Below are 21447 nucleotides of genomic sequence, written 5' to 3' on the forward strand. Positions count from 1 at the left end.
CTCCTACCGGGGTGTTCCGGCAACAGTCAGGCCGTGGGTTTCCGCGCCGCCACCATCGCGAAGGTGAGGTACTCGCCCTGGTCGGCCTCGAGCATGTCGAGCGAGCCGTCCCGGGAGCCGCGGTGCTCGGAGACCGCCTGCGCCCAGGTCAACCAGTCCTGCCAGCCGGACTCCTGGAGCCGGGCCGCGGTGACCTCGACGAGCTCCGTGATCTCCCACTGGAACCGCCACCAGTCGGCCGTGTGCCAGGCGAGCGCCTCCCAGCCGACCAGCTTCTTGATGTGGTCGGGGATGTACCCGAGATCGCGGAGCTCGGTCCGCAGCGCGGGGGTCGCGACACCGAACTGCCCGCCGGGTTTGAGGAACTGGGTGATGTAGGCCAGGTAGCCGTCCGCGGTGCCGAAGTACTCGTAGGCGTCGATGCAGACGATCGCGTCGAAGAACCCGTGCGCGAACGGCAACGCGTGCGCCTCCGCCTTCACCGGCACGATCCCGTCGACTCCTTGCGACCCGACGTACGCCGCGATGTCAGTCGGCTCGACCCACAGATCGGCCGCCCAGACCTGGACGCCGTACTCCTTCGCGAGGAACACCGACGTGGCGCCCTTCCCGCACCCGAGATCGAGCACCCGCATCCCGGCCGTCAGCTCCAGGTCCCGCGCCAAATCCTCCAGCAACCACAACGGATGCGGGCCCATATCCCCATCCAGCAGCCACCCCACGTCGTACCCACTGGCCCGCGGATACCCATCCCGCCTCAACTCCACCACGCGCCCAGCCAACAGCCCCAGCCAGCGACCCGCAACCAGATTTGCGTCAGCCGCCCTGGTGGAGCGCTTGCTCGGCGATCTGCCGCACCCGCGCCTGCGTGATGCCGCCGCGTTGCTCGACGGCCAAGGGGTGGTCGGTCGGCTCGAGTTCGATGAGAGGACGCTCGCCGACCGGACGGCTGTGCAGGTTCGTCTTCAGGTTCACCGTGGCCGGCTCGTAGGGCAGGGCGCTGGACAACCAGCCGAAGTACGGCTCGTCGTGCTCGCGCCCCTCGGCGTGCCAGCGCTCGGACACATGCTCGAAGCTCTGCGCGCTGAGTGACACCCAGACACCCCACGCGAACGTCTCGCTGGAGTCGATCACCGGCAGCTCGATCAGTCCCCGCACGAAGAAGTGTTCGCCGTGGATCACGCACTGGTCCGAGGTGAGCTCACAACCTGGCGCTCCGGCCAGTTCCGGCGTCCAGTAGACCGGCGCCTCGGCGTGGAACGCCATGGGCAGCTCCGGGTGCCTTTCCCCGCAGCACGAACACACGAATCCCAGATCCATGCGGGCACCTTAGTGGTCCCGAAATGGTGTCAATCGTGGTGGGGCGGTATCGGTGGGAGCGGTCTAGGCCTTAGCATCTTGCGGGCGTTTCGGGAGGGGGTCCCTGGGCGCTGAAGGGACCTGTGTGGGTGGGACCGGCCACGTCCGGTACTGGGGAGAAGCGGGGAAGAATGGCGGACAAGCCGGCGCCCAAGCCTGGCCATTTCCTGCCCGGAGGCGCGGGCGGGGACGACTCGAGTGACGGTGGATCCACGCCCGGATCGGCCCCACTGTCCGCTCCGACGCCGCGTCTCGGGGCCCGCACCCCGGCGGGGCCGCCACAGTTGTCCGGGTCGCGGCTGGAGTCGCGGCGGTCGGTGCAACTGTCCGGCACGCGGTTCGGCCCGCCGCCGCCCGAGGACGCGGCGGCCGCGGCGTACCGGGAGGTCTACCACCCCGACCCGATCCCGTTCGTCCCCAAGAAGCAGTCGAAGGCGCTGATCGCCGGGATCGTGGTCCTCGCGCTGGTGCTCATCGGAGGTGGGGTCGCGCTCGGCGCGAAACTGCTCTCGTCGTACGACGATTTCGTCTCCACCCCGCTCGTCACGCCGTCCTTCCACCCGTCCGGCGTGCCGACGCCGACCCCGGAGACTGAGCCGACGCCGGACGCCAAGGTGCAGCGGGAGAACCCGTTCTACTCGACCGGTCCGCTGGCCACGGTGAAGTGCGCGGAGCCCGCGTACCGGCCGACGTCGAAGGAGAACGTCCGCTCGTACTACCAGGCTCTGATCGCCTGCATGGACGCGGCATGGAAGCCTCTGGTGACCCAGGCCGGGTTCACCTTCCGTTCGCCGCGGCTGATCGTGTTCGACGACGGCCAGGAGACCGCCTGCGGCGTCCAGAAGGAGGTCTCGTCGTACTGCGCCGACGAGCAGGGCGGCAGCGTCACGATGCCGTGGCAGAACCTGACCGAGACCTACTCGCAGCACAAGGCGACGACCCGGGCCGACATGGCCCAGTCGCTCGGCTTCGCGTACGGCGCTCACCTGCAGAACCTCACCGGCATCTTCGACGCCACCACCAACCTGCGCGACACCGAGCCGACCGAGCCGGCGCGGCTGGAGATGGACCGGCGCCAGGCGCTGCAGGCGAACTGCTTCTCGGCCGCGTTCTTCGGCGCAGCCAAGGCGAGCTTCCCGCTGCGCGGCGAGCTCCTGACCCAGTGGACCTGGCTGATCCGGCACGGCGGCGACGAGAACTCGAAGGACAAGGTCCGCGATCACGGGTCCGCGAAGAGTCTCGCGCTGTGGATGAACCAGGGCTTTGCGAGCACCGATCCCGGCACCTGCAACACTTTCGTGGCAGCATCCGCCAAGGTCGGCTGACGGACAAGGTACAAACGATGGGGACGAGCGATGCCTGAGGAGCACCCGGACACGGATCCATCGGCCCCGGCCGGCACGGGGGAGTCGGCTGATCCAGGCCGGGTCGCGGCGGTGAGCTCTGCGGGTACGACGCGCTCGCCGAAGCCCGGGCACTTCATGCCGGGCGGCGCCGGCGACATCCTCACCGAAGGCGACCGGGCCCGGGCGGCGGAGCGCAAGCAGTCGCTCAACCTCGGCAAGGCCCGTGCTCTCGGGCCCATCGACCCGACGCTGCGGAAGACGGCCCGCCCGCTCCCGATGGATCCCGACGCGGAGCCCGGTTTCGGTGCACCCCCGCCCGCGCCGCTGCCCGGCGCACCGGTCACCCCGCTGACCGGGACCCGTCAGGCCGGCGGATCCCGCCGAGTCGGCTGGCACTCGCCGTACTCGGGGGTCGGCGGGCAATACTCCAACGAGCCGCTGCCGACCGCGCCGGTCCGGCAGCACTCGAAGGCCGTGATCGCCGGGCTGTCCGCGCTCACGCTGCTGCTGCTCACCGGCGGCACGGTCGCCGGGTTCCAGCTCATCAACTCCTACGACTCGGTCGACAGCCCGATGGCCCGGCCTTCGATCAAGAAGACCGAGGCACCGCTGCCTGTCCCCGCCGACCCGACCGTCACGGTCACTGTCACCCCGGTGCCCGACTTGGACCGGTTGCGGAAGAACAAGCTGTACACGGTGGGCAAGGTCGCGTCCGTGAACTGCAAGGAACCGGCGATCAAGCCGAACACCCAGTCCGCGATCCTGAACTACTACAAGGCGCTCCTGCCCTGCCTGAACAAGGCCTGGGAGCCGGTGGTGACCAAGGCCGGCTACGAGTTCGTGCCGCCGAAGATCGTGCTGCAGAGCAAGCAGGCGCCCGCGTCCACGTGCACCGGTGAAGCGGAGACGGCGTACTACTGCCCGGCCGACCACACCATCGCCATCGACTGGCAGGACGACCTGAAGAATTACAAGGAGGACCCGCTCGGCGCCCGGGTCTGGATGATGGACACGATGGCGCACGAGTACGGCCACCACGTCCAGGAGCTGACCCACATCCTCAACGCGGCCTGGTCGCGGAAGGGGTGGGCCAAGACGCAGGCGGAGAAGCTCGAGTGGTCCCGCCGTACCGAGCTTCAGGCGACCTGCCTGGGTGCGGTGTTCCTCGGCGCGAACAAGAAGTCGATGGGCCTGGCCGGCGAGAAGCTCGAGATGTGGGAGTGGCAGACCCAGCACAGCGGCGACGAGTACAACCCGAAGAAGGTCCGCGACCACGGCTCCCGCAAGAGCCAGTGGCTCTGGGCCGGCCCCGCCTTCAAGTCCACCGCGCCGGCCTCCTGCAACACCTACACCGCCGCCGCCAAGAAGGTCAGCTGAGTTTGAGCTTGAAGCCCTCGTGCGAGTTGGTGAAGCCGAGGCGGGTGTAGAAGCGGTGGGCGTCGGTGCGGGCTTTGTCGGAGGTGAGCTGGACCAGGGTGCAGCCGCGGTCGCGGGACTCCTGGACGGCCCACTCCATGAGCGTCGTACCGAGACCTGATCCGCGGGCGGAGGCGGCGACGCGGACGGCCTCGACGAGGCCGCGGCTGGAGCCGTGGCGGGAGAGCCCGGGGATGATGGTGAGCTGCAGGGTGCCGATCAGCTCGCCGTCGCGGTCGGCGACGACGAGGACCTGGTTCGGGTCGGCGTCGATCGCCTCGAAGGCGCGCAGGTACGGCGTGAGGTCGTCGGCCGACTCGCGGGTCGCGCCGAGCTGGTCGTCGGCGATCATCGCGACGATCCCTGCCACGTCGTCGGCGGTGGCGCGGCGGATCAGCACGTCCGGTTCGGACTGGGCAGACATCTCGGCGGTCATGACCCCAGCATCTCAACCGGTTTGACCGGTTCATCTGGCGGGGTCACGGGCACAGCGGCCCGACGGTGATTGCCTTATGCAAACACATTTCGTTGCAACCGTTGTTTTACATGCCTGGGACAACCGTTTGGGGCGCGCGGCGCGGGGCACGGGGAATACTGGACACCACTGCATCCGCCCGTGCCCGGGTCGTGTGCGGTGTGGCGCGGCAGCGGATGCGGGCCTGTCCGGAAGGAAGTTTCGATGTCCGCGTTAGCGATCGACTTCACGCAACCCTTCGAAGATGCCTTCGGCCGGCGTTCATAAGCGACATGCTCGGCTACATCCCGCGGATCTTCGCGGCGATCGTGATCATCTGCCTGGCCGCGCTGTTCGCGAACTTCCTGGCCGCGATCATCCGCGGTGCCACCGGCAACGAGACGCTGGCCAAGGTGGGTAAGTACGCGATCCTGGTGTACGCCGCCTTCGCCGCGCTGACCCAGCTCGGTATCGCCGTACAGCTGGCGGCGGGGCTAGATGGTGGTGGGGAAGCGGCCGCCTAGGAGGCGGGTGGCGTGTTCGGTGGATTCGATCAGGAGGTCCAGCCACTCGAGGCAGCGGTCCAGGGGGATGCGGATGGTGGGGCCGCTGATGGTGAGGCAGCCGGCTAGCTCGCCGTTCGCCTTGAAGACGGGAGCGGAGAGGCCGGAGGCGCCCTGTTCGCGTTCGCCGATGGTGATCGCGTAGCCGTCGGCGCGGGTCTGCTTGATCACGGCGGCGAGTTCGTCCGCGCTGGTGATCGTGCTGTCGGTGATCGGCCCGAGCGGTTGCGACAGTACCGACTGCGCCAGCGAGTCGTCCCATGCCAGCAGAACGCGGCTGGCCGAGCCGGCGTGCAGCGGCATGATCTTGCCGACGTGCATCTCGCGACGCAGCGCGTGATGGGTCTCGGCGAGCGCCACACACACCCGATGGCCCTGCTCGGCCCGGAAGAACGCGGCCGTCTCACCGGTGGCATCGCGCAACTGCTTGAGCACCGGCACGATCAGATCCAGTACGTCGACGCCCTTGACCGCCGGCGCCGCCCAGTACGCCATCTTGACGCCGACCCGCACCTGGTCGCCCTGCCGGTCGAGGAACCCGAGCGCCACCATGTTCGTCACCAGCCGCTGCACGGTCGAGGTCGGGAACCCGGTCGCGTCCCGGATCTCGCCCAGCGTCAGCGAGGGCCGGTCGAGCGAGAACGCATCCAGGATCTCCCCGATCTTCCCCAACACCAGAAGTGGCTGCCCACTCCCACCCACCGGATCAGCTGACGCCATGGACTCAGCGTAGGCGACACCCGGTTGCGAGCCCCCGATCACGTCTCACCACCACCTTCCGCCCCGGGTCCCCCGACCCGGGAGACGAGACCGGGCCGAGGGACGACCGACGTACACCCACCCCACCAGCCCAGTACGGCGGGGCACGCCGGCGACCGGCCCTCTTCCGGCGCCGGAGCACCCGCCCACCCGCCAACTGCCAGTGGCATGACGGCCGGCGTCAGGGGGCGGTGGGGTGAGTGGTTCATGATGCCCAGGGGAAGGTTGTGGTGCTGGCGCCGGCGCCCTGGGCCGAGCGGGAGCGGTTGGGTTCGCCGAGGTCGGCGAGCAGGTCGCGCCCGAGCCCGACGAGCTCACTGAACTTGGCCGGCGTCAGCCAGTCCGGCCGCAAAGCGAAGACGAGGTCCTCGGTCGACGTGTTCCCGGCCGCGCCCGGCGCGAACGGGCATCCACCGAGGCCGCCGAGCGACCCGTCCACAGTGGTCGCGCCGGCCTCGATCGCGGCCAGGCTGTTCGCCACCCCGAGCCCCCACGTGTCGTGCCCGTGGTAGACGATCGGCCGGTCGTCGATCTGCGCCGTACGGCTGACGAGGTCGTAGACCTGCGACGGAATCGCCTGGCCGAGGGTGTCGCACAGTACGACGTCACTCGTGCCGTCGGCCCGATGGTCGAGCACGATGTCCAGCACCCGCTCCACCGGCACCTCACCCTCGAACGGGCAGGTGAACGCCGTCGCGATGCACAGCTGAACCGAGCCCGAGCCGGCCAGTTCCACCGCCGAAGGCAGCGCGGCGAGGCTGTCCGCCGTGGAGCGCCCGATGTTCGCCTGGTTGTGCTTGTCCGACGCCGACAGGCAGTACTGGAAGTTGCGCGCCCCGGCCTCGGCCGCCCGCGACACGTGCCGCGGTGTCGCGACCCAGATCCAGCACTTGTCCAGCTCCGCAGGGGCCAGCGCACGGATCACGTCGAGCGTGTCAGCCATCGGGGGCACCAGGTCCGGCCGGGCCATCGAGCCGATCTCGAGCGCCGGAACCCCCATCGCCAGCAGGGATCTGATCAACTCGACCTTACGGGCCGTAGGCAACGGTTTCCCGGTGAGCTGCAGTCCGTCCCGCAGCGTCACATCGCGCAGGGCCGCGGTCATGACGCCTCCTCGAGGTCCCGCATCCCGCGCTGGATCTCGGCCGGGCTCAACCCGAGCAACCTGCCGAGCACCTGCTCGGTGTGTTCACCCAGCTCCGGCCCGAGGCTGCGGATCGGCAGCGACTGCCCGCCGATCACCGGTACGACGCCCGGAAAGCCGACATCCTTCAGTACGTCGGCGCCGTTGGACACGTCGAAGCGCTGAATCATCGCGCGAGCGGCGTACTGCTCGTCCCGGCTGATCTCGCGCGCGGTGTAGATCGGACCGCACGGAACTCCGGCACGCTCCAGCTCTTCGATCGCGGTCGCTGCCGAGCGCCCGGCGGTCCAGGCGCCGATCGCCTCGTCGAGCTCGTCACGCCGCGCCCACCGGCCCGCGTTCGAGCGCAGTTCGGCGTCGGCCGCGAGATCCGCGCGGCCGATCAGCGTCATCAGCCGCTGGAAGATCCGGTCGCCGTTGCCGGCCACGATGATGCTGTCGCCGTCCTGGCACAGGTACGCGTTCGACGGCGCGATCCCCTCCATCCGGCCGCCGATCCGCTCCCGCAGCACGTCGTACGCTTCGTAGTCGGGGATCAGCGACTCCATCATCGACAACATCGACTCGTTCAGCGCGACGTCGATGACTCGCTCTGCCAGCGGAGCCGGTGGCAGTCCGGCGGTACGGCGTACGTCGCGCTGGAACAACGCCATCACCGAGCCGAACCCGGCGTACAGGCCCGCGATCGAGTCACCGATCGAGATCCCGACCCGGGCCGGTGGCCGGTCCGGGTGCCCGACCAGCTCGCGGAAGCCGCCGTGCGCCTCGGCGACCGCCGCGAAACCGGGCCGGTCCGACATCGGACCGGTCTGCCCGAACGCGGAGATCCGGGTCAGCACCAGCTCCGGATTCGCCGCGCTCAGGACGTCGGGACCGATCCCCCAGGCCTCGAGCGTGCCGGGGCGGAAGTTCTCCAGGACGACATCGCACTGCCGGACCAGGTCGATTACCGTCCGGCGGCCGAACTCGCTGCGCAGGTCCAGCTCGATCGACTGCTTGCTGCGGTTGATCGTGCGGTAGAGCAGCGACGTGGTCCCGGCGTACAGCCGCCAGTTGCGGAGCTCGTCGCCGGTGCCGGGGCGTTCGACCTTGATCACCTCCGCGCCGAAGTCCGCCAGCAGACGGCCCGCGGTGGGCGCGGCGATGTAGTTGCCGAGCTCGAGGACCCGCACACCGGCCAATGGCGCCGGCGACTCGCTCGTGGTCATATCAGTAGCTCTCCAGAGGTTGGTTTGATCAGAACAGCAGGCTCAGCGGCATCAGCAGCACGATCGCGACCACCGAGGCGACCGAGACGCCGATCGTGCAGCTCTTCAAGGTGCCGCGGGTGGTCTGGCCCATCAGTGACTGCAGCAGCCAGAAGGTGTTGCTGGTGACGTGGACCGCGAACAGTGAGCCGGAGCCGGCCGCCAGCGCGATCAGGACGGGGTCGAGGCCGAGTGCCGGGGCAATCGGGGCGAGGATGCCGGCGGCGGTGATGGCGGAGATGGTCACGGAGCCGACCGCGACGTGCAGGGCGGCGGCCATCACCCAGACCAGCAGCAGCGGTGCCACCGTGCTGGCGCTGAAGTACTCGCGCAGGATGTCGCCGAGTCCGCCAGCCGCGACCACGGCGGCGAGCGATCCGCCGACCGCGGTGAGGATGAGGATCTGGCCGCTCTCCTTGAATCCGCGGGCGATCGCCTTCTCCACCCGCGGCTGCCCCATCGCGTACCGGCCGATCAGGCAGGTCCCGATCAGGCCGACCAGCAGCGCGACCACCGGGTCCGAGATCAGCGCGACGACCTTGTTCTCCCAGTTCGCGGCCTCGGCGATGGCGCCGAACCCGATCAGCAGCAGGGCGGCCAACATCGGCACGAACAGCACGAACAGCGGCGGCTGCCCGGTCTCGTCCACGTCGGTGGCGTCACCAGCACCACCGGCTGATCCGGTACGGCGTACGTCGGACGAGCCAATGCCTGAGTCGGAGCCACCGCCCACGGTCACGGCGTCCTTGACCTCGGCGGTCTCGGTCACGAGGTCCTGCTGCTCGTCGACCGCCTCGTTCCAGAAGCCGCGGCGGAACAGGAAGGTCATGATCGTGATCGCGATCAGTACGGTCGGGATGATCAGCACCAGACCCCAGATCAGCATCTTCCCGAGCGGGACCTTCAGCAGCGCGGCCAGCGCCAGCGCGCCGACGCCGGGAACCATCAGCACGATGCCGCACTCCAGGCCGATCGCCAGCGCGGTCGCCATCCGGGCTCGGCCGAGCGGGCCGATCCGGCGGGCCGCCGAACGGGCCAGCGGCGCGGAGATGACCAGCAGCACGTCGAGGTAGATCGACTGCAGCATCGTCGCGATGGTCAGCGCCATCGAGTACGGGAGCCGCTTCGGGCCGAAGAGCTCGAGCAGATGCTTGACCAGGCGCTCGATCGCGCCGAGCTCCTGCAGGATCGAGCCCATCAGGACACCGAAGGCGATCAGCAGGCCGACCTCGGCCATGATGTCGCCGAAGCCCTTGGTGATGGTCTCGACCGTCTTGTCGAGACCGAGCTTGCTGACCAGGCCGAGGTACAGCGAGCCGACCACGAGGGAGATCACCGGGTTCACCCGGAACCGGACGATGAGAACCACGATCGCGAGGATCGCGATCGCGGTGTTGATCAGTACTCCGACATCAGAAGTCATCGCGGACGTCCTTCAGACAGGGCAGTGGGGGACAGGTCGGATTCAACTACCCATAATGTGAGCACAGACCCACGAAGTAGGCAAGATGTCGACGCCGCTACGTTCATGAGAAGACCCCGAAACAACAGCTACGGCCGCCGCACCCGAGGGTGCGACGGCCGTAACCGATGGTGACGAAGCTCTCAGTTGTTCAGCTGTTGCTGGTGTCCGGTCCGGCGCGGCGGACGTCTTCTACCTTGGTCATGGCTTCGCGGAGGTCGGCGAGCCAGGTTTCGCTGTGCTGGGCGACGAGTTTCACGCACCAGCCGAGGGCGTCGCTGCGGGAGCGGGCCACGCCGGCGTCGACGAGGGTGTCGAGGACCTGGCGTTCGGGCTGGCGGAGGCGGGTCATCACCGGGGCGGACAGGGACGTGAAGATCGTCGTGGTGTCACCGCAGTGGACGCCCCACGCGACCTTGCGCCGGGTGGCGTGCTCGAGCTCGCGGGCGATCTCGATCCGCCGTTCGCGGGTGTCCTCGCGGTACTGCTTGATCCGGCCTTCCTCGGCCGCGGACCGCTCAGCTGCGCTGACGTCGGCCTTCTGCTCGGGCGCCGGAATCCGCCCGACGATCAGGATCTCGTCCCGGTCGATGGACAGTTCCGGCTCACCCTCGAACCACTCGGCGGGCAGCCGCCCGGTCAGCCAGCCCCGCACCCGCTCACTCTCAGTCTTCGTACTCATGTAATCATGATTACACCTCTACAGAACTCCGTTCAAGCGCGAACGCAGCCCGCAGTTCCGCCTGAGCCTCCAGCGGCGCCCCGATCTGGTCGAGTCCCAGCAGCGCCGCTCCCACCACCGGCGGTACGTCGACCACCCGCGGCACCGCCTTCGGCGCAACCTCGAACAGCAGGCGTACGACGGTGTCGACCAGCAACGGATGACCGGCAGTCAACACACCCCCGCCGAGCACCACGGGCACCGGCTCGTCCAGGAGATCCAACCGCCGGAGAGCGACAGTCGCCATCGACACGATCTCCTCGGCTTGGCGCCGTACGATCGCAGCCGCCACCGCGTCACCGGCAGCCGCGACCTGGAACAACACCGGCGTCGCCTCCAGCTTTCGCGACGCCGGTACGTCGCCGAGGTGGAAGCCTTCGAGCAGCGTGGTCAGCGACGAGACGCCGAAGTACGCCGACAATGCGCTGACCAGCGCGGTCGCCGGACCACGACCGTCGTCGGCTCGGGCAGCGGCCCAGATCGTCTCCTCGGCGAGTTGTTGCCCACCGCCCCAATCCCCGGTCAGCTTGCCGAGCGCCGGGAACCGCGCGGTCCGCCCGTCGGGTAGCAGCCCCGCGCAGTTGATCCCCGCGCCACACACCACCGCGACCCCGAGCGGCTCGTCGACGCCCGCCCGCAACAACGCGAACGTGTCGTTGGTGACGTGCACCGACTCCGCCCAGCCGTAGGAGTCGAAGGCGTCCGCCAGCCACTCCTCCTCGATCGGCAGGTCCGCGTTCGCCAGGCACGCAGACACTTGCTGGACCAGCGGAACGTCGTGGAGCTCGAACCCAGCCGCCGCGGCTGCGGCGATCACGAGGGGCTCGAGTCCGGCGACTGCCGCGGCGGCCCCGATGTTCTGCGGTTCGAATCCGCCGCCACGCGCCGTACCGAGTATCGATCCGTCGGCGGCGACCAGGGCGACGTCCGTCTTGCTGTTGCCGGCGTCGAAGGCGAGCACGCCGCCCGGGACGATCATCGGGCCCACGAGAGGTACGCCGAGTTGTGCGCCAGCAGCTTGTCCGTCAGTTCGCGCGCGATCGACACCTGCCCGACCAGCGGATGCGCCAGCAAGGCGTTGAACACCCGCTCGACGCCACCCTTCAAAGCAGCCTCCAGGGCCAGGTCCTCATAAGCCGTCACGTGACTGATCAGGCCGCCGTACAAGGACTCGACAGGTGCCACAGGCAACGGACGCGCACCCCCGGCACCGATGACGGCAGGTACCTCGATCACCGCGTCGTCCGGCAGGAACGGCAGCGTCCCGTTGTTCAGCGTGTTCACCACCTGCACGTCGTCGGTGTCGTTCAGCAGCGACGACGCCAGCGCGACCGCAGCCTCGGAGTAGTACGCCCCGCCTCGCTGCTCAAGCAACGCAGGCTTCTCATCCAGCAACGGATCCGCGTAGAGCGACAGCAGTTGCTTCTCCAACGCAGCCACCTCGGCCGCCCGCGACGGCTTCGTCAGTGACTCCTGCACCACCTCGTCGTGCGCGTAGAAGTAGCGCAGGTAGTACGACGGAACCACGCCCAACTGCAGCAACAACTCAGCCGGCAGTTTCAGACCCGAGGCCAGCTCCGCAGCATGATCGGCCAGCAGCTTCGGCAGCACGTCCTCGCCATCCACGCGTATGGCGCGCTCCCACGTGAGGTGGTTGAGCCCAACGTGATCCAGCTCGACCTGCTCCGGCCGAACCCCGAGCATCGCCGCGAACCGCCGCTGGAACCCGATCGCCACGTTGCACAACCCGACCGCCTTGTGGCCCTCCGACAACAGTGCCCGGGTCACGATCCCGACCGGGTTGGTGAAGTCGATGATCCACGCGTCCGGGTTGGTACGCCGTACCCGATCAGCAATGTCCAGCACCACAGGAACGGTCCGCAGCGCCTTCGCGAGCCCGCCGGCGCCTGTGGTCTCCTGGCCGACACAACCGCACTCCAGTGGCCAGGTCTCGTCCTCGTTCCGCGCAGCCTGCCCACCGACCCGCAGTTGCAGCAGTACGGCGTCCGCGCCGTCGATGCCCGCATCGACATCGGTCGTGGTGATCACGCGACCCGGATGACCTTGTTTGGCGAAGATCCGCCGGGCCAGACCGCCGATCAGCTCGAGCCGGTCGGCGGCCGGGTCGACCAGGACGAGCTCGGTCACCGGCAGGCTGTCGCTCAGCCGGGCGAAGCCGTCGACGAGTTCGGGAGTGTAGGTGGATCCGCCGCCTACGACTGTGAGTTTCAACCTTTGACCCCTGTGAGTGTGACGCCTTCGATGAAGGCCTTCTGGGCGAAGAAGAAGAGGATGATCACCGGCGCCAGCACCAGCAGCGTGGCCGCCATGGTGAGGTTCCAGTTGGTGTGGTGGGCGCCCTTGAACGACTCCAGGCCGTAGCTGAGCGTCCAGGCCGCCGGGTTCTCGCTGGCGTAGATCTGCGGGCCGAAATAGTCGTTCCAGCAGTAGAAGAACTGGAACAGCGCGACCGCGGCGACGGCCGGTTTCGCCATCGGCAGCACGATCCGGACGAGCGCCTTGAAGTCACCGCAGCCGTCCACCTTCGCGGCGTCGACGTAGTCCTTCGGGATGGTCAGCAGGAACTGCCGGAGCAGGAACACCGAGAACGCGTCGGTGAACGCCATCGGGATGATCAGCGGCCACAACGTCCCGGACAGGTGCAGCTGCTTGGCCCAGAACAGGTACATTGGCACGATCACCACCTGCGGCGGCAGCATCATCGTGGAGATGACCAGCATCAGCGCGAGATTCCGGCCCCGGAACTTGAACCGGGCCAGCGCGTAGGCGACCGGGATGCTCGACAACAACGTCAGCGCCGTGCCGAGACCGGCGTACATCAGCGTGTTCTTCCACCAGGTCAGGAAGCCCGGCGTCTCCCACACGGTCCGCAGGTTCTCCCAGTGCCAGCTGTTCGGCCACAGGTCCCGGGTCAGTGCCTGCTGGTCGCTCATCACCGCGGTCAGGAAGACGAACACGAACGGCAGCACGAAGAACAACGCCGCCGTGATCGCCAGCGAGTTCACCGCGACCCATTCCAGGGCCCTGGTACGGCGTGCCGCCCGGGCAGCCGACGTGATCCGGACCGGAGCGGCCGCAACCGAAATAGTCATGGACGCTCCTCAGTCGTTGGTGGCCAGGAAGCCGCTGCCGCGGCGCATCAGGAATGCGGTGAACACCATCGCCAGCACGAACAGCACCAACGCGATCACGCACGCGCCGCCGGTGTCGAACCGCTGGAATCCCAGGTGGTACACGAGTTGCGGCAGCGTCAGCGTGGACTTGTCCGGGTAGCCGGGCTCGAACTGTTGCCCGGAGCCACCGATCACGCCACTCGCCACCTTCCCGGCGACGAGTGGCTGGGTGTAGTACTGCATGGTCTGGATCACGCCGGTGACGACCGCGAACAGCACGATCGGCGAGATGTTCGGCAGCGTCACGAACCGGAACCGTTGCCACGGGCCCGCTCCGTCCAGCGACGCCGCCTCGTACTGCTCCTTCGGGACGTCGAGCAGCGACGCCATGAAGATCACCATCAGGTCGCCGATACCCCACAACGCGAGCATCGTCAGCGCCGGCTTGGACCACTGCGGGTCGTTGAACCAGCCCGGCTGCGGCAGTCCGAGGCTGCCGAGGATGTTGTTGACCGGCCCGGTGCCCGGGTTGAGCAGGAAGGCGAACGCCATCGTCGCGGCCACCGGTGGCGCCAGGTAGGGCAGGTAGAACGCGGTCCGGAAGAACCCGGCGCCGGTCTTGACCTTGGTGATCAGCAAGCCGATGCCGAGCCCGAACACCACCCGGAGGCTGACCATGACGACGACCAGCCAGAGGGTGTTCCGCAGCGCCGGCCAGAAGAACGGGTAGTCGGTGAAGACGTACTGCCAGTTCTTCAGGCCGGTCCAGGTCGGCGGCGTGAATCCGTCGTACCGCATGAAGCTGAAGTAGACGGTGGAGATCAGCGGGTAGAGGAAGAAGACGCTGACGCCGATCAGCCAGGGGGAGAGGAACGCGACGTTGCGGACCGCTTCCCTGCGGCGTTTCTGTCGCAGGCCTGCGGAGACCATCACTTGACCTGCGCCAGGTCCTTGTCGATCTGCTGGTCGGTCTTGGCCAGCCCGCCGGCCAGGTCGGTGACCTTGCCGGACTCGTAGGCGAAGCCGAAGTCCTGCAGGGTGAGCTGGTACGCGCCGCCGTTCGGGCTGGCGGGAGTGGTGCTGCTCTTCGGGTGCTGGGCGATCTCGAGGAAGGTCCGGAAGTTCAGGTCGGCGTCCAGCTTGGGCGACTTCAGCGCGTCCAGCGTGGACGGGACGTTGTGGATCGCGTTCGCGAAGCTGACCACGGCGTCGGTGTCGGTGGTCATGTACTTGACCAGCTCCCAGGCCGCGTTCTGCTTCTGGCTCGTGCTCGCGATGCCGATGATGGTGCCGGACAGGTAGCCCTTGCCGTAGCTGTCGGCCTGGTCGTCGGGCACCGGGAACGGCGCCACCCCGATGTCGAACTTCACCCCGGCGTCCTTGGCCATCCCGAGCCGCCACTCGCCGTCGATCGCCATCGCGACCTGGCCGGTGTGGAACGGGTTCTTGGCGCCCCACTCGTCACCGAAGGTGGCGCGGTACTTCTCCAGCTTGGCGAACCCACCGAGCTCGGTGACCAGGTTCTTCTGCCAGGTGAGCATCTTCGCGAACGCCGGGTCGGCGACCAGGTTCGATTTGCCGTCGGCGGTGAAGTAGGCCGGGTTCCACTGCGCGGCGAAGTGTGTGGTGGTCGACTCGTAGCCGTGGAAGTTCGGCATGAACCCGAGCTGGCTGTAGGAGTCGCCCTTGACCTTGGTGAGCAACTTGGCGTCGGCGTCGAACTCGGACAGCGTCTTCGGCGGCGTGGTGATGCCGGCGGCCTTGAAGGCGTCCTTGTTGTAGTACAGGCCGTACGCGTCGTTCAGCAGCGGGAGCGTGCACCGCTTGCCCTCGAACTGGGTGTAGTCCTGCAGCGCCTTCGGGAACGTCTTGTCCAGATCGACGCCGGACTTGTCCAGGAACGGCTTCAGGTCCGCGAACACGTTCGACTGACAGAACGTGCCGACGTTGTCGGTCGTGAACGAGGACACCACGTCCGGCGCGTTCGCCCCACCGGCTCGCAGCGCCTGCTTGATCTTGTCGTCGTTGATGTTGCCGACGACCTTCACGTGGATGTTCGGATGCTTCGCTTCGAACGCCTTGATGTTCGCGTTGATCGCGGCCACCTCGCCTGGCGCGCTCCAGCCGTGCCAGAAGGTGATGGTGACGTCCTTGGTGGCGTCGTCACTGGCCTGCGGCGCGTTCGACGTACCGGTACAGGCGGTGGCGAGCAGAGCGACGGCTGAGGTGGCCAGTAGTGCGCGAGTGAAGCGTGGCATCCGTACTCCTAGGGGATCGGTGGACCTGCGGTGTCGAAGACTTCGTCTCGGGTGGTGGTCAGCGCGGACTGCAGGGCGCCGGCCAGGACCGGATCGTCGGTGATCGCGGTCATCAGCAGTTGCGGCCGCGGTACGGCGAGCTCGGCCAGTTCGTCCTGGACGAGGCCGCGCAGGCGTTCGCCGCCCGCGGTGATCACGCCGCCGGCGAGCACGATGAGCTCGGGGTCGACGACCGCGACGATCGCGGCCAGACCGACGGCCAGCCGGTGCGCGAACTCGGTCAGTACGGCGTCGCCGGCGCCCTCGGTCCTGAGCGCGGTCGCGATCGCGGCTTCCGCCGTACGCGCCTTGAGGCCGTGCTCGCGAGCCAGTTTGAGGACCGGTTCGCCACCGGCGAGCTCCTGGAAGCCGCCGGCGTTGCTGCGGCTGACGTTGCGGACCAGCGGCGTACCGGGCAACGGCAGGAACGCGACCTCGCCGGCGCCGCCGGTCGCGCCGCGGTGCAGGCGGCCGTTGATCACGACCGCGGCGCCGATGCCTTCCTCGCCCCAGAGCAGGACGAAGTTGTCGCTGTCCCTGGCGTGGCCGACCCGCTGCTCGGCGATGGCCGCGAGGTTGACGTCGTTCTCGACCTCCAGCGGTACGGCGATCGCCGCCGCCAGCTCCTCGAGCAGGTGTGGCGAGTGCCAGCCGGGCAGGTGCGTGGCGTAGCGCAGCCGGCCGGTGGTCGGGTCGAAACCGCCCGGGGTGCCGATCGAGACCCGATGCAGCCGGCCGCGGTTCAGCCCGGCCTCACCGGCGGCGCCGTCGATCGCCTTGAGCACCCGCTCGACCGTGCCCTTGGCGCTCCGGCCCGGCGTGGGCAGCTCGTAGCTGCCGACGACCTTGCCGGTCAGGTCGGCGACCGCCGAGCGGATCCGGGTCGGGGTGACGTCGAGACCGGCGACGTACGCGATGCCGCCGTTGATCTCGTACAGCTGGGCGTTCGGGCCGGGCCGGCCGGCCGTGGTGCCGCTGGCGCGAACCAGCCCGGCCGCCTCCAGGCGCGCCAGAAGCTGGGAGGCGGTCGGCTTGGACAGGCCGGTGAGGTTGCCGAGCGTGGTGCGGGACAGCGGGCCCTCGGAGAGCAGCAGGTCCAGGGCCGCGCGGTCGTTCATCGCGCGGAGCAGGCGGGGAGTTCCGGGTGTGGTTGCCATGGGATAACCCTGCCTCCCTCCGCCGCTGATGTGTCGTCGGCTCGCTGAACGAGTTCAACTGTTAGGAAAGTTTCCTATTGATGCGAGACCGTACGGCGGACTGACGGCGGTGTCAATCGGTTCGGCTGGGTTAGGGTCGCCTAACTATGTCGACTGGGGAACTGTTGTGGCGGGCGCTCAGGTGCCGAGCCACGCCCGCATCGACCGGTTGGGGAGCATCGCGCACCTGAATTGACCAGTCAGACTCCCCAAGGACACCGCCTTCGGCGGCGGCTGGTCTTTGCGCCTTCGGCGAGGCGCACAACGGTGGACCGCGCCCGCGGGACCGGCGGCGGACTGCGGACACGCGGGCTGGGATGTCCGGATCTACGCCGTGCCGCCCCGGCCCGCCGTGAACTGGATCCCGATGCTGCGGACCGCCAGGCCATCACAATCACCACCGGCATCCGGCGCCGAGCGCGGAACTGCCGAGGGCAGTCGATTGTGATGGCCTGGCGGTCCGCCTCGGCTCAGGTGTCGCAGAGGCAGAAGCTCACCATCGCGCCACGATGCATTCCGCTGCCCGCCCGCACATCCATCACGAGTGCTGGGTAATCCCTCCGTGTTGCGTCTTCTCTCCCATGCATCAAGGCAGAAGGCACTGCAGCGCTGAATATCCCTGCGGTGAACCGAGCCCGGTAGCGCTGTGCCGACGTCAAGTCCATAACGTTGCAGCGCCGCAAGCGCGGTGCGTTCTAAGGCAGGCGCCAGTCCACCGGAGTTGCGCCTTGTTCAGCCAGGAGGTTGTTGACTCGGCTGAAGGGGCGGGAGCCGAAGAAGCCTCGGTCGGCGGACATGGGGCTGGGGTGGGCGGATTCGACGTACGGCGTGTTGCCGAGCATCGGCTTCAGGGTCTGGGCGTCTCGGCCCCAGAGGATGGCGACCAGGGGCCCGTCGCGGTCGACCAGGGCGTGGATCGCCTGCTCGGTGACCGTCTCCCAGCCCTTGCCACGGTGGGCGCCGGACTTGCCGGGCTGGACGGTGAGGACCCTGTTGAGCATCAGGACGCCCTGGTCGGCCCAGGGGGTGAGGTCGCCGTTCGACGGGGCCGGTACGCCGACGTCTGCCATCAGTTCGCGGTAGATGTTCGCCAGGCTGCGTGGGATCGGGCGTACGTCGGGCGCGACCGAGAAGCTCAGGCCGACGGGATGCCCGGGCGTCGGGTACGGGTCCTGGCCGACGATCAGCACCTTCACCTGCTGCAGCGGCCGCTGGAACGCGCGCAGGACGTTCTCACCCGCCGGCAGGTACGGACGCCCGGCCGCGATCTCCGCGCGCAGGAATTCGCCCATCTTCGCAACCGTGTCCTCGACCGGCGCGAGCGCCTCCGCCCAGTCCGGCGCCACCAGATCCGTCAACGTCTTAGGACTCACCCGCCACAGTCTCGCAGCCTCCACCCCCATTCCGCACCCCGGGCTGTCGGCAAGGGATCGCTTGTGCAGATGATTTGCTTGTCGGGGTCTGATGGATCATTGTCGCGGCATGGCAGAGACCCCGGATGGCGTGCTATTTCCCCTGACTGCGATGCCGGACATGCCGACCCCGCACGCGATGGCGACGACGCCGCTGGGTGCGCAGGTGTTCGGGTTCACCGCGTCAGGCGATGACGCGCTTGCCTGGTGGCGTCGGCTGCGTGAGGCTCACGCGGCGACGGGCTACTGGCCGGTCCTGATGGATCACGGGGATCCTGCATACCTGGCCAACTCGTACGAGTACGCCAACGCGGCTGACAGCATCGCCCTGGCCGACACTCTGGACGGCACGACCATCCTCGCCGCTCGAGGCGAGGGAAAGTTGCGCATGTACGGTCCGGACCTCGCGGCCACGACGCGCGCCGAGCTACGCGGGGAAGGCGATTGGCCCGATAGCGTACGGCGGCCCGGTTTCAGCCTCCCGTTCGGACCACAGGGTGAACCGCGACCGGTAACCGTCGCGCTGGTGCCCGCGGAGGCAGGTTGGCAGGTCCCCCTTGTCCTGCACTGTGGAGGGTGGAACGAGTACCCCACTCCAGCGGAGCATGCCGCGATCCTGCGCACCTGGGAACAGCGGCACGGCGCAGAGCTGGTCGTGCTCACCGGCACCACCGCGGAGTTCGCCGTCGCCCGCCCACCACGCACCAGGCCCGAAGCTCTCGCACTGGCATGGGAGTACCTCGTCTACAACGACGGCTATTACGACCTCTATGGCGCGGACAACCTCACCGAGCTAGCTGCCAGTCTCCTCGCCGCGCCGGTCTGGCTCGCCTGGTGGGACTGAACCCGGACCGACGTGACTGCCCTGAGTGCCCATCCCTGAGCCCTTGTTGAGCCATGAGAGTGCGTTCGCGCTTAGAGTGCCGCCATGGTCGTCCAGATTCCGATCTCAGTCGCTGTACTTGTGCGCGACGGTCTCGTGCTCCTTGTGCATCGCCATCCATCGCGTCGGTGGTATCCCGACTGCTGGAGCTTCTCCGCCGGCGGACATGTCGAGTCGGGTGAGTTGCCGCACCAGGCCGTCAGTCGGGAATGCCTCGAAGAACTCGGGGTCCACGTCCACGACCCTGTACCCATCCCGATGACGGTCAGCGACCCGGCCCTCGACATGCACGCGTTCCTCGTCACGCGCTGGGACGGAGAACCTGTCAACGCCGCACCTGAGGAGCACGACGATCTTCGATGGTTCCGGCCCCCGTGATCTCGCGGACTTGAAGATGGCTCACCCGGAGAGCCTGCCGAGCATCCTGAGCGCCGTCCAGGTCGCAACCGGTTAGCCGCTACACGCACGTCACATCTCGTCTTGCCCAGGATGCCGCCGCTCACATCGGGAAGGCGCTGTGGGGATGACCTCCATTGCAACCGCAACTGCAACCGCAGGCTCGCCGATGGTCAGTGGCGGGTCGGGGGAGAGTCGGATATCGCTCTTGTTCTGTTGGCGTGTTGGTCACTTGCTGGGGTTGATGGTGCTGGTAGAAAGGCTGCGGCCCCGCAAAGGTATGAGCTTGCGGGGCCTTTGCTATGGGGTGGCCAGGCGGCGGAGGGTGTTGGCGTAGCGGCGGGCGGCTTGGTACTGGGCTCTGCGGGTCAGGGGGCCGCCCAGGCGGGTGTACCAGGTGGCGGGGCGACTGTAGGCGCGAATGGTGAAGTGGATGCCGTCGGGTTCGCGGGTGACGACGAAGGACTCTTCGCCGGATTCCGGGTGGCCCTGGAGGGTGCCGTAGGCGAAGCCGATGCGGTCCGGCTCGTCGACCGTCCAGACCACGCGGCAGGGGACCGGGAGGCCGAGGTGGCCGATCGGGATCGCGGTGCGCAGGCGGCCGATCAACATGCCGGCGCCGAGGCGGCCGAGGGAGTTGGCGCCGATGGTCGCGGGGGTGTCCGTGGCGCTCATCGGCAGCCCGGCGGTGCGATGCATCCGCCAGTTCAGCAGCGCCTCGCCGGCCCGGTGGAACACCTCGTCGCCGGTGCCGATCCGCGCCTTGTACTCCAGTCGGTGGTATCCCGGCGGCGTCTCGTCGTACCGGGTGGATCCGACCACGTCGTACGAGAACCGCAGGTGGTCCAGGTCCTCGAGCTTCATCCGATCCCTTTCCCGAGTCGTCGCCAGGCCAGCAATCCACACAACGCGAAGCCGGCCGCATTCGCCACCCCGTGCGTGGCGACCATCCACTCCAACGGTAGATAGGGCGTCGACACCACATGACCCAAGGCCCACGTCAACGCCAGCAGCATGGTGAAGACGAGCACCGCGGCGGAGACGACGAGCAGTACGGCGGTTGCCCGGTCAGCCGTCCGTGATCGCCCCCAGAGGCTCCACCCGACCATCCACATCCCGGCCGTCAGTACGGCGGCCCCGGCGAGCTCGACGAGGTCGCCGAGGAAGAACCCCAGCAGCACGATCCCGGTGCCGACCGGGACGCTGATGGCGGCTGCTGTGGTCGCGGTCGTCGCGTCGGCGGCGACGAGGTAGGCGATGAGCGCGGCCGCGAAGCCGGCGAAGTGGAAGTGCGCGACGGTGAGCGAGAGGACCGTCAGTTCGAAGCCGAACAGCTCGTACGACGATCGTTCGGCGACCAACGCCAGCGCCGCGATCGACGGGGTCGCGAGGGCTGTGTAGAGCGCGATCTCGCGTGGCCGCAAACGCTTGTGCCGCAGGAAGTCGCGGACAGCGAGCGCAGCCAGCAGGACCGTACCTGCCAGATAGATCGACGCCAGGGCGATCGATGCCGGGCCGCGGGGGAGCCAGAGCGAGACCACGCCGGGTACCGCGAAGAAGAACCACCAGCGCGGGCCGGCCGTTCGCAACAGGGTGAGCCGCCGAGGCAGCAGGGTGAGCCCGAGCGGGACTATGACGAGCATGCCCAGGCTCACCGC

At 68.3% G+C, this 21447-nt stretch carries 22 protein-coding genes; 5 read left to right on the plus strand and 17 right to left on the minus strand.

Annotated elements, in window-relative coordinates:
* Window positions 1-26: 26 nt before the first annotated feature.
* Together ACIBL3_RS34220 and ACIBL3_RS34225 are read right to left on the minus strand one after the other, a co-directional pair.
* Entirely contained in the window at window positions 27-770 is a 744-nt protein-coding gene (locus ACIBL3_RS34220; RefSeq protein WP_396357970.1) for an SAM-dependent methyltransferase, read from the minus strand.
* A 46-nt stretch (window positions 771-816) separates the two neighbouring features.
* On the minus strand, window positions 817-1320 hold the full coding sequence (locus tag ACIBL3_RS34225; protein ID WP_396357971.1) for a DUF2199 domain-containing protein: 504 nt from the start codon (window positions 1318-1320) through the stop codon (window positions 817-819).
* A gap of 170 nt (window positions 1321-1490) precedes the next feature.
* Here ACIBL3_RS34225 and ACIBL3_RS34230 point away from each other — a divergent pair, with 170 nt between their 5' ends.
* Together ACIBL3_RS34230 and ACIBL3_RS34235 are read left to right on the plus strand one after the other, a co-directional pair.
* Window positions 1491-2684: a neutral zinc metallopeptidase gene (locus ACIBL3_RS34230; protein WP_396357972.1), complete on the plus strand. Its 1194-nt coding sequence runs from the start codon at window positions 1491-1493 to the stop codon at window positions 2682-2684.
* Between the two features lie 30 nt (window positions 2685-2714).
* Window positions 2715-4082: a neutral zinc metallopeptidase gene (locus ACIBL3_RS34235; protein ID WP_396357973.1), complete on the plus strand. Its 1368-nt coding sequence runs from the start codon at window positions 2715-2717 to the stop codon at window positions 4080-4082.
* On the opposite strand, the gene ACIBL3_RS34240 is transcribed toward ACIBL3_RS34235, so the two are convergent.
* Window positions 4075-4557 carry a GNAT family N-acetyltransferase gene (locus ACIBL3_RS34240; RefSeq protein WP_396357974.1) on the minus strand — a complete coding sequence of 161 codons (483 nt, stop codon included), beginning with the start codon at window positions 4555-4557 and terminating at the stop codon, window positions 4075-4077. The two genes, ACIBL3_RS34235 and ACIBL3_RS34240, sit on opposite strands and share 8 nt — an antisense overlap.
* Before the next feature lie 311 nt (window positions 4558-4868).
* On the opposite strand from ACIBL3_RS34240, the gene ACIBL3_RS34245 reads away from it, so the two are divergent.
* Window positions 4869-5099, plus strand: a complete 231-nt coding sequence (locus ACIBL3_RS34245; RefSeq protein WP_396357975.1) for a hypothetical protein — start codon at window positions 4869-4871, stop codon at window positions 5097-5099.
* Here ACIBL3_RS34245 and ACIBL3_RS34250 read toward each other — a convergent pair.
* The 12 genes from ACIBL3_RS34250 to ACIBL3_RS34305 form a co-directional block, all read right to left on the minus strand.
* Window positions 5070-5858 (minus strand): IclR family transcriptional regulator, encoded by a 789-nt coding sequence (locus ACIBL3_RS34250; RefSeq protein WP_396357976.1) that lies wholly within the window; start codon window positions 5856-5858, stop codon window positions 5070-5072. The two genes, ACIBL3_RS34245 and ACIBL3_RS34250, sit on opposite strands and share 30 nt — an antisense overlap.
* A gap of 244 nt (window positions 5859-6102) precedes the next feature.
* Window positions 6103-7002: a hypothetical protein gene (locus ACIBL3_RS34255; RefSeq protein WP_396357977.1), complete on the minus strand. Its 900-nt coding sequence runs from the start codon at window positions 7000-7002 to the stop codon at window positions 6103-6105.
* Entirely contained in the window at window positions 6999-8249 is a 1251-nt protein-coding gene (locus tag ACIBL3_RS34260) for a CaiB/BaiF CoA transferase family protein (RefSeq protein WP_396357978.1), read from the minus strand. Before ACIBL3_RS34260 ends, ACIBL3_RS34255 begins: the two co-directional genes overlap by 4 nt.
* Before the next feature lie 28 nt (window positions 8250-8277).
* A complete protein-coding gene (locus ACIBL3_RS34265; protein ID WP_396357979.1) occupies window positions 8278-9711 on the minus strand; it encodes a GntP family permease in 1434 nt (477 codons plus the stop codon).
* 190 nt (window positions 9712-9901) lie between these two features.
* Window positions 9902-10432: a hypothetical protein gene (locus ACIBL3_RS34270; RefSeq protein WP_396357980.1), complete on the minus strand. Its 531-nt coding sequence runs from the start codon at window positions 10430-10432 to the stop codon at window positions 9902-9904.
* Between the two features lie 10 nt (window positions 10433-10442).
* Window positions 10443-11450: an N-acetylglucosamine kinase gene (locus ACIBL3_RS34275; RefSeq protein WP_396357981.1), complete on the minus strand. Its 1008-nt coding sequence runs from the start codon at window positions 11448-11450 to the stop codon at window positions 10443-10445.
* Window positions 11447-12703: a 6-phospho-beta-glucosidase gene (locus ACIBL3_RS34280; protein ID WP_396357982.1), complete on the minus strand. Its 1257-nt coding sequence runs from the start codon at window positions 12701-12703 to the stop codon at window positions 11447-11449. The genes ACIBL3_RS34275 and ACIBL3_RS34280 overlap by 4 nt, the downstream gene beginning before the upstream one ends.
* Entirely contained in the window at window positions 12700-13584 is an 885-nt protein-coding gene (locus ACIBL3_RS34285; protein ID WP_396357983.1) for a carbohydrate ABC transporter permease, read from the minus strand. Before ACIBL3_RS34285 ends, ACIBL3_RS34280 begins: the two co-directional genes overlap by 4 nt.
* A gap of 9 nt (window positions 13585-13593) precedes the next feature.
* Window positions 13594-14535 (minus strand): carbohydrate ABC transporter permease, encoded by a 942-nt coding sequence (locus tag ACIBL3_RS34290; RefSeq protein ID WP_396357984.1) that lies wholly within the window; start codon window positions 14533-14535, stop codon window positions 13594-13596.
* Window positions 14535-15863: an ABC transporter substrate-binding protein gene (locus ACIBL3_RS34295; protein WP_396357985.1), complete on the minus strand. Its 1329-nt coding sequence runs from the start codon at window positions 15861-15863 to the stop codon at window positions 14535-14537. Before ACIBL3_RS34295 ends, ACIBL3_RS34290 begins: the two co-directional genes overlap by 1 nt.
* Before the next feature lie 8 nt (window positions 15864-15871).
* Window positions 15872-17059 carry an ROK family transcriptional regulator gene (locus ACIBL3_RS34300; protein ID WP_396357986.1) on the minus strand — a complete coding sequence of 396 codons (1188 nt, stop codon included), beginning with the start codon at window positions 17057-17059 and terminating at the stop codon, window positions 15872-15874.
* Window positions 17060-17793: 734 nt separating this feature from the next.
* The gene (locus ACIBL3_RS34305; RefSeq protein WP_396357987.1) at window positions 17794-18471 is read right to left on the minus strand and encodes a uracil-DNA glycosylase; all 678 of its coding nucleotides are present in this window, start codon (window positions 18469-18471) and stop codon (window positions 17794-17796) included.
* Between the two features lie 109 nt (window positions 18472-18580).
* Here ACIBL3_RS34305 and ACIBL3_RS34310 point away from each other — a divergent pair, with 109 nt between their 5' ends.
* Complete coding sequence (locus ACIBL3_RS34310; protein ID WP_396357988.1) at window positions 18581-19354, plus strand: DUF4253 domain-containing protein; 774 nt, start codon at window positions 18581-18583, stop codon at window positions 19352-19354.
* Between the two features lie 84 nt (window positions 19355-19438).
* The gene (locus ACIBL3_RS34315) at window positions 19439-19771 is read left to right on the plus strand and encodes an NUDIX domain-containing protein (RefSeq protein ID WP_396357989.1); all 333 of its coding nucleotides are present in this window, start codon (window positions 19439-19441) and stop codon (window positions 19769-19771) included.
* A 318-nt stretch (window positions 19772-20089) separates the two neighbouring features.
* Here ACIBL3_RS34315 and ACIBL3_RS34320 read toward each other — a convergent pair whose 3' ends face one another.
* Both ACIBL3_RS34320 and ACIBL3_RS34325 read right to left on the minus strand, forming a co-directional pair.
* Window positions 20090-20653, minus strand: coding sequence for a DUF1990 family protein (locus ACIBL3_RS34320; protein ID WP_396357990.1), 564 nt, complete (start codon window positions 20651-20653; stop codon window positions 20090-20092).
* Complete coding sequence (locus ACIBL3_RS34325; protein WP_396358112.1) at window positions 20650-21444, minus strand: YndJ family protein; 795 nt, start codon at window positions 21442-21444, stop codon at window positions 20650-20652. The genes ACIBL3_RS34320 and ACIBL3_RS34325 overlap by 4 nt, the downstream gene beginning before the upstream one ends.
* Window positions 21445-21447: the final 3 nt, after the last annotated feature.

The organism is Kribbella sp. NPDC050124, from assembly GCF_044460355.1.
GTDB lineage: Bacteria > Actinomycetota > Actinomycetes > Propionibacteriales > Kribbellaceae > Kribbella.

What these genes read in the sequence shown, in the direction of transcription:
- ACIBL3_RS34240 (WP_396357974.1), bottom strand. Translation starts at nt 4,557, where the DNA reads ATGACCGCCGAGATGTCTGCCCAGTCCGAACCGGACGTGCTGATCCGC.
- ACIBL3_RS34255 (WP_396357977.1), bottom strand. Translation starts at nt 7,002, where the DNA reads ATGACCGCGGCCCTGCGCGATGTGACGCTGCGGGACGGACTGCAGCTC.
- ACIBL3_RS34230 (WP_396357972.1), top strand. Translation starts at nt 1,491, where the DNA reads ATGGCGGACAAGCCGGCGCCCAAGCCTGGCCATTTCCTGCCCGGAGGC.
- ACIBL3_RS34270 (WP_396357980.1), bottom strand. Translation starts at nt 10,432, where the DNA reads ATGAGTACGAAGACTGAGAGTGAGCGGGTGCGGGGCTGGCTGACCGGG.
- ACIBL3_RS34225 (WP_396357971.1), bottom strand. Translation starts at nt 1,320, where the DNA reads ATGGATCTGGGATTCGTGTGTTCGTGCTGCGGGGAAAGGCACCCGGAG.
- ACIBL3_RS34260 (WP_396357978.1), bottom strand. Translation starts at nt 8,249, where the DNA reads ATGACCACGAGCGAGTCGCCGGCGCCATTGGCCGGTGTGCGGGTCCTC.
- ACIBL3_RS34320 (WP_396357990.1), bottom strand. Translation starts at nt 20,653, where the DNA reads ATGAAGCTCGAGGACCTGGACCACCTGCGGTTCTCGTACGACGTGGTC.
- ACIBL3_RS34300 (WP_396357986.1), bottom strand. Translation starts at nt 17,059, where the DNA reads ATGGCAACCACACCCGGAACTCCCCGCCTGCTCCGCGCGATGAACGAC.
- ACIBL3_RS34290 (WP_396357984.1), bottom strand. Translation starts at nt 14,535, where the DNA reads ATGGTCTCCGCAGGCCTGCGACAGAAACGCCGCAGGGAAGCGGTCCGC.
- ACIBL3_RS34265 (WP_396357979.1), bottom strand. Translation starts at nt 9,711, where the DNA reads ATGACTTCTGATGTCGGAGTACTGATCAACACCGCGATCGCGATCCTC.
- ACIBL3_RS34295 (WP_396357985.1), bottom strand. Translation starts at nt 15,863, where the DNA reads ATGCCACGCTTCACTCGCGCACTACTGGCCACCTCAGCCGTCGCTCTG.
- ACIBL3_RS34275 (WP_396357981.1), bottom strand. Translation starts at nt 11,450, where the DNA reads ATGATCGTCCCGGGCGGCGTGCTCGCCTTCGACGCCGGCAACAGCAAG.
- ACIBL3_RS34310 (WP_396357988.1), top strand. Translation starts at nt 18,581, where the DNA reads ATGGCAGAGACCCCGGATGGCGTGCTATTTCCCCTGACTGCGATGCCG.
- ACIBL3_RS34235 (WP_396357973.1), top strand. Translation starts at nt 2,715, where the DNA reads ATGCCTGAGGAGCACCCGGACACGGATCCATCGGCCCCGGCCGGCACG.
- ACIBL3_RS34245 (WP_396357975.1), top strand. Translation starts at nt 4,869, where the DNA reads ATGCTCGGCTACATCCCGCGGATCTTCGCGGCGATCGTGATCATCTGC.
- ACIBL3_RS34250 (WP_396357976.1), bottom strand. Translation starts at nt 5,858, where the DNA reads ATGGCGTCAGCTGATCCGGTGGGTGGGAGTGGGCAGCCACTTCTGGTG.
- ACIBL3_RS34315 (WP_396357989.1), top strand. Translation starts at nt 19,439, where the DNA reads ATGGTCGTCCAGATTCCGATCTCAGTCGCTGTACTTGTGCGCGACGGT.
- ACIBL3_RS34285 (WP_396357983.1), bottom strand. Translation starts at nt 13,584, where the DNA reads ATGACTATTTCGGTTGCGGCCGCTCCGGTCCGGATCACGTCGGCTGCC.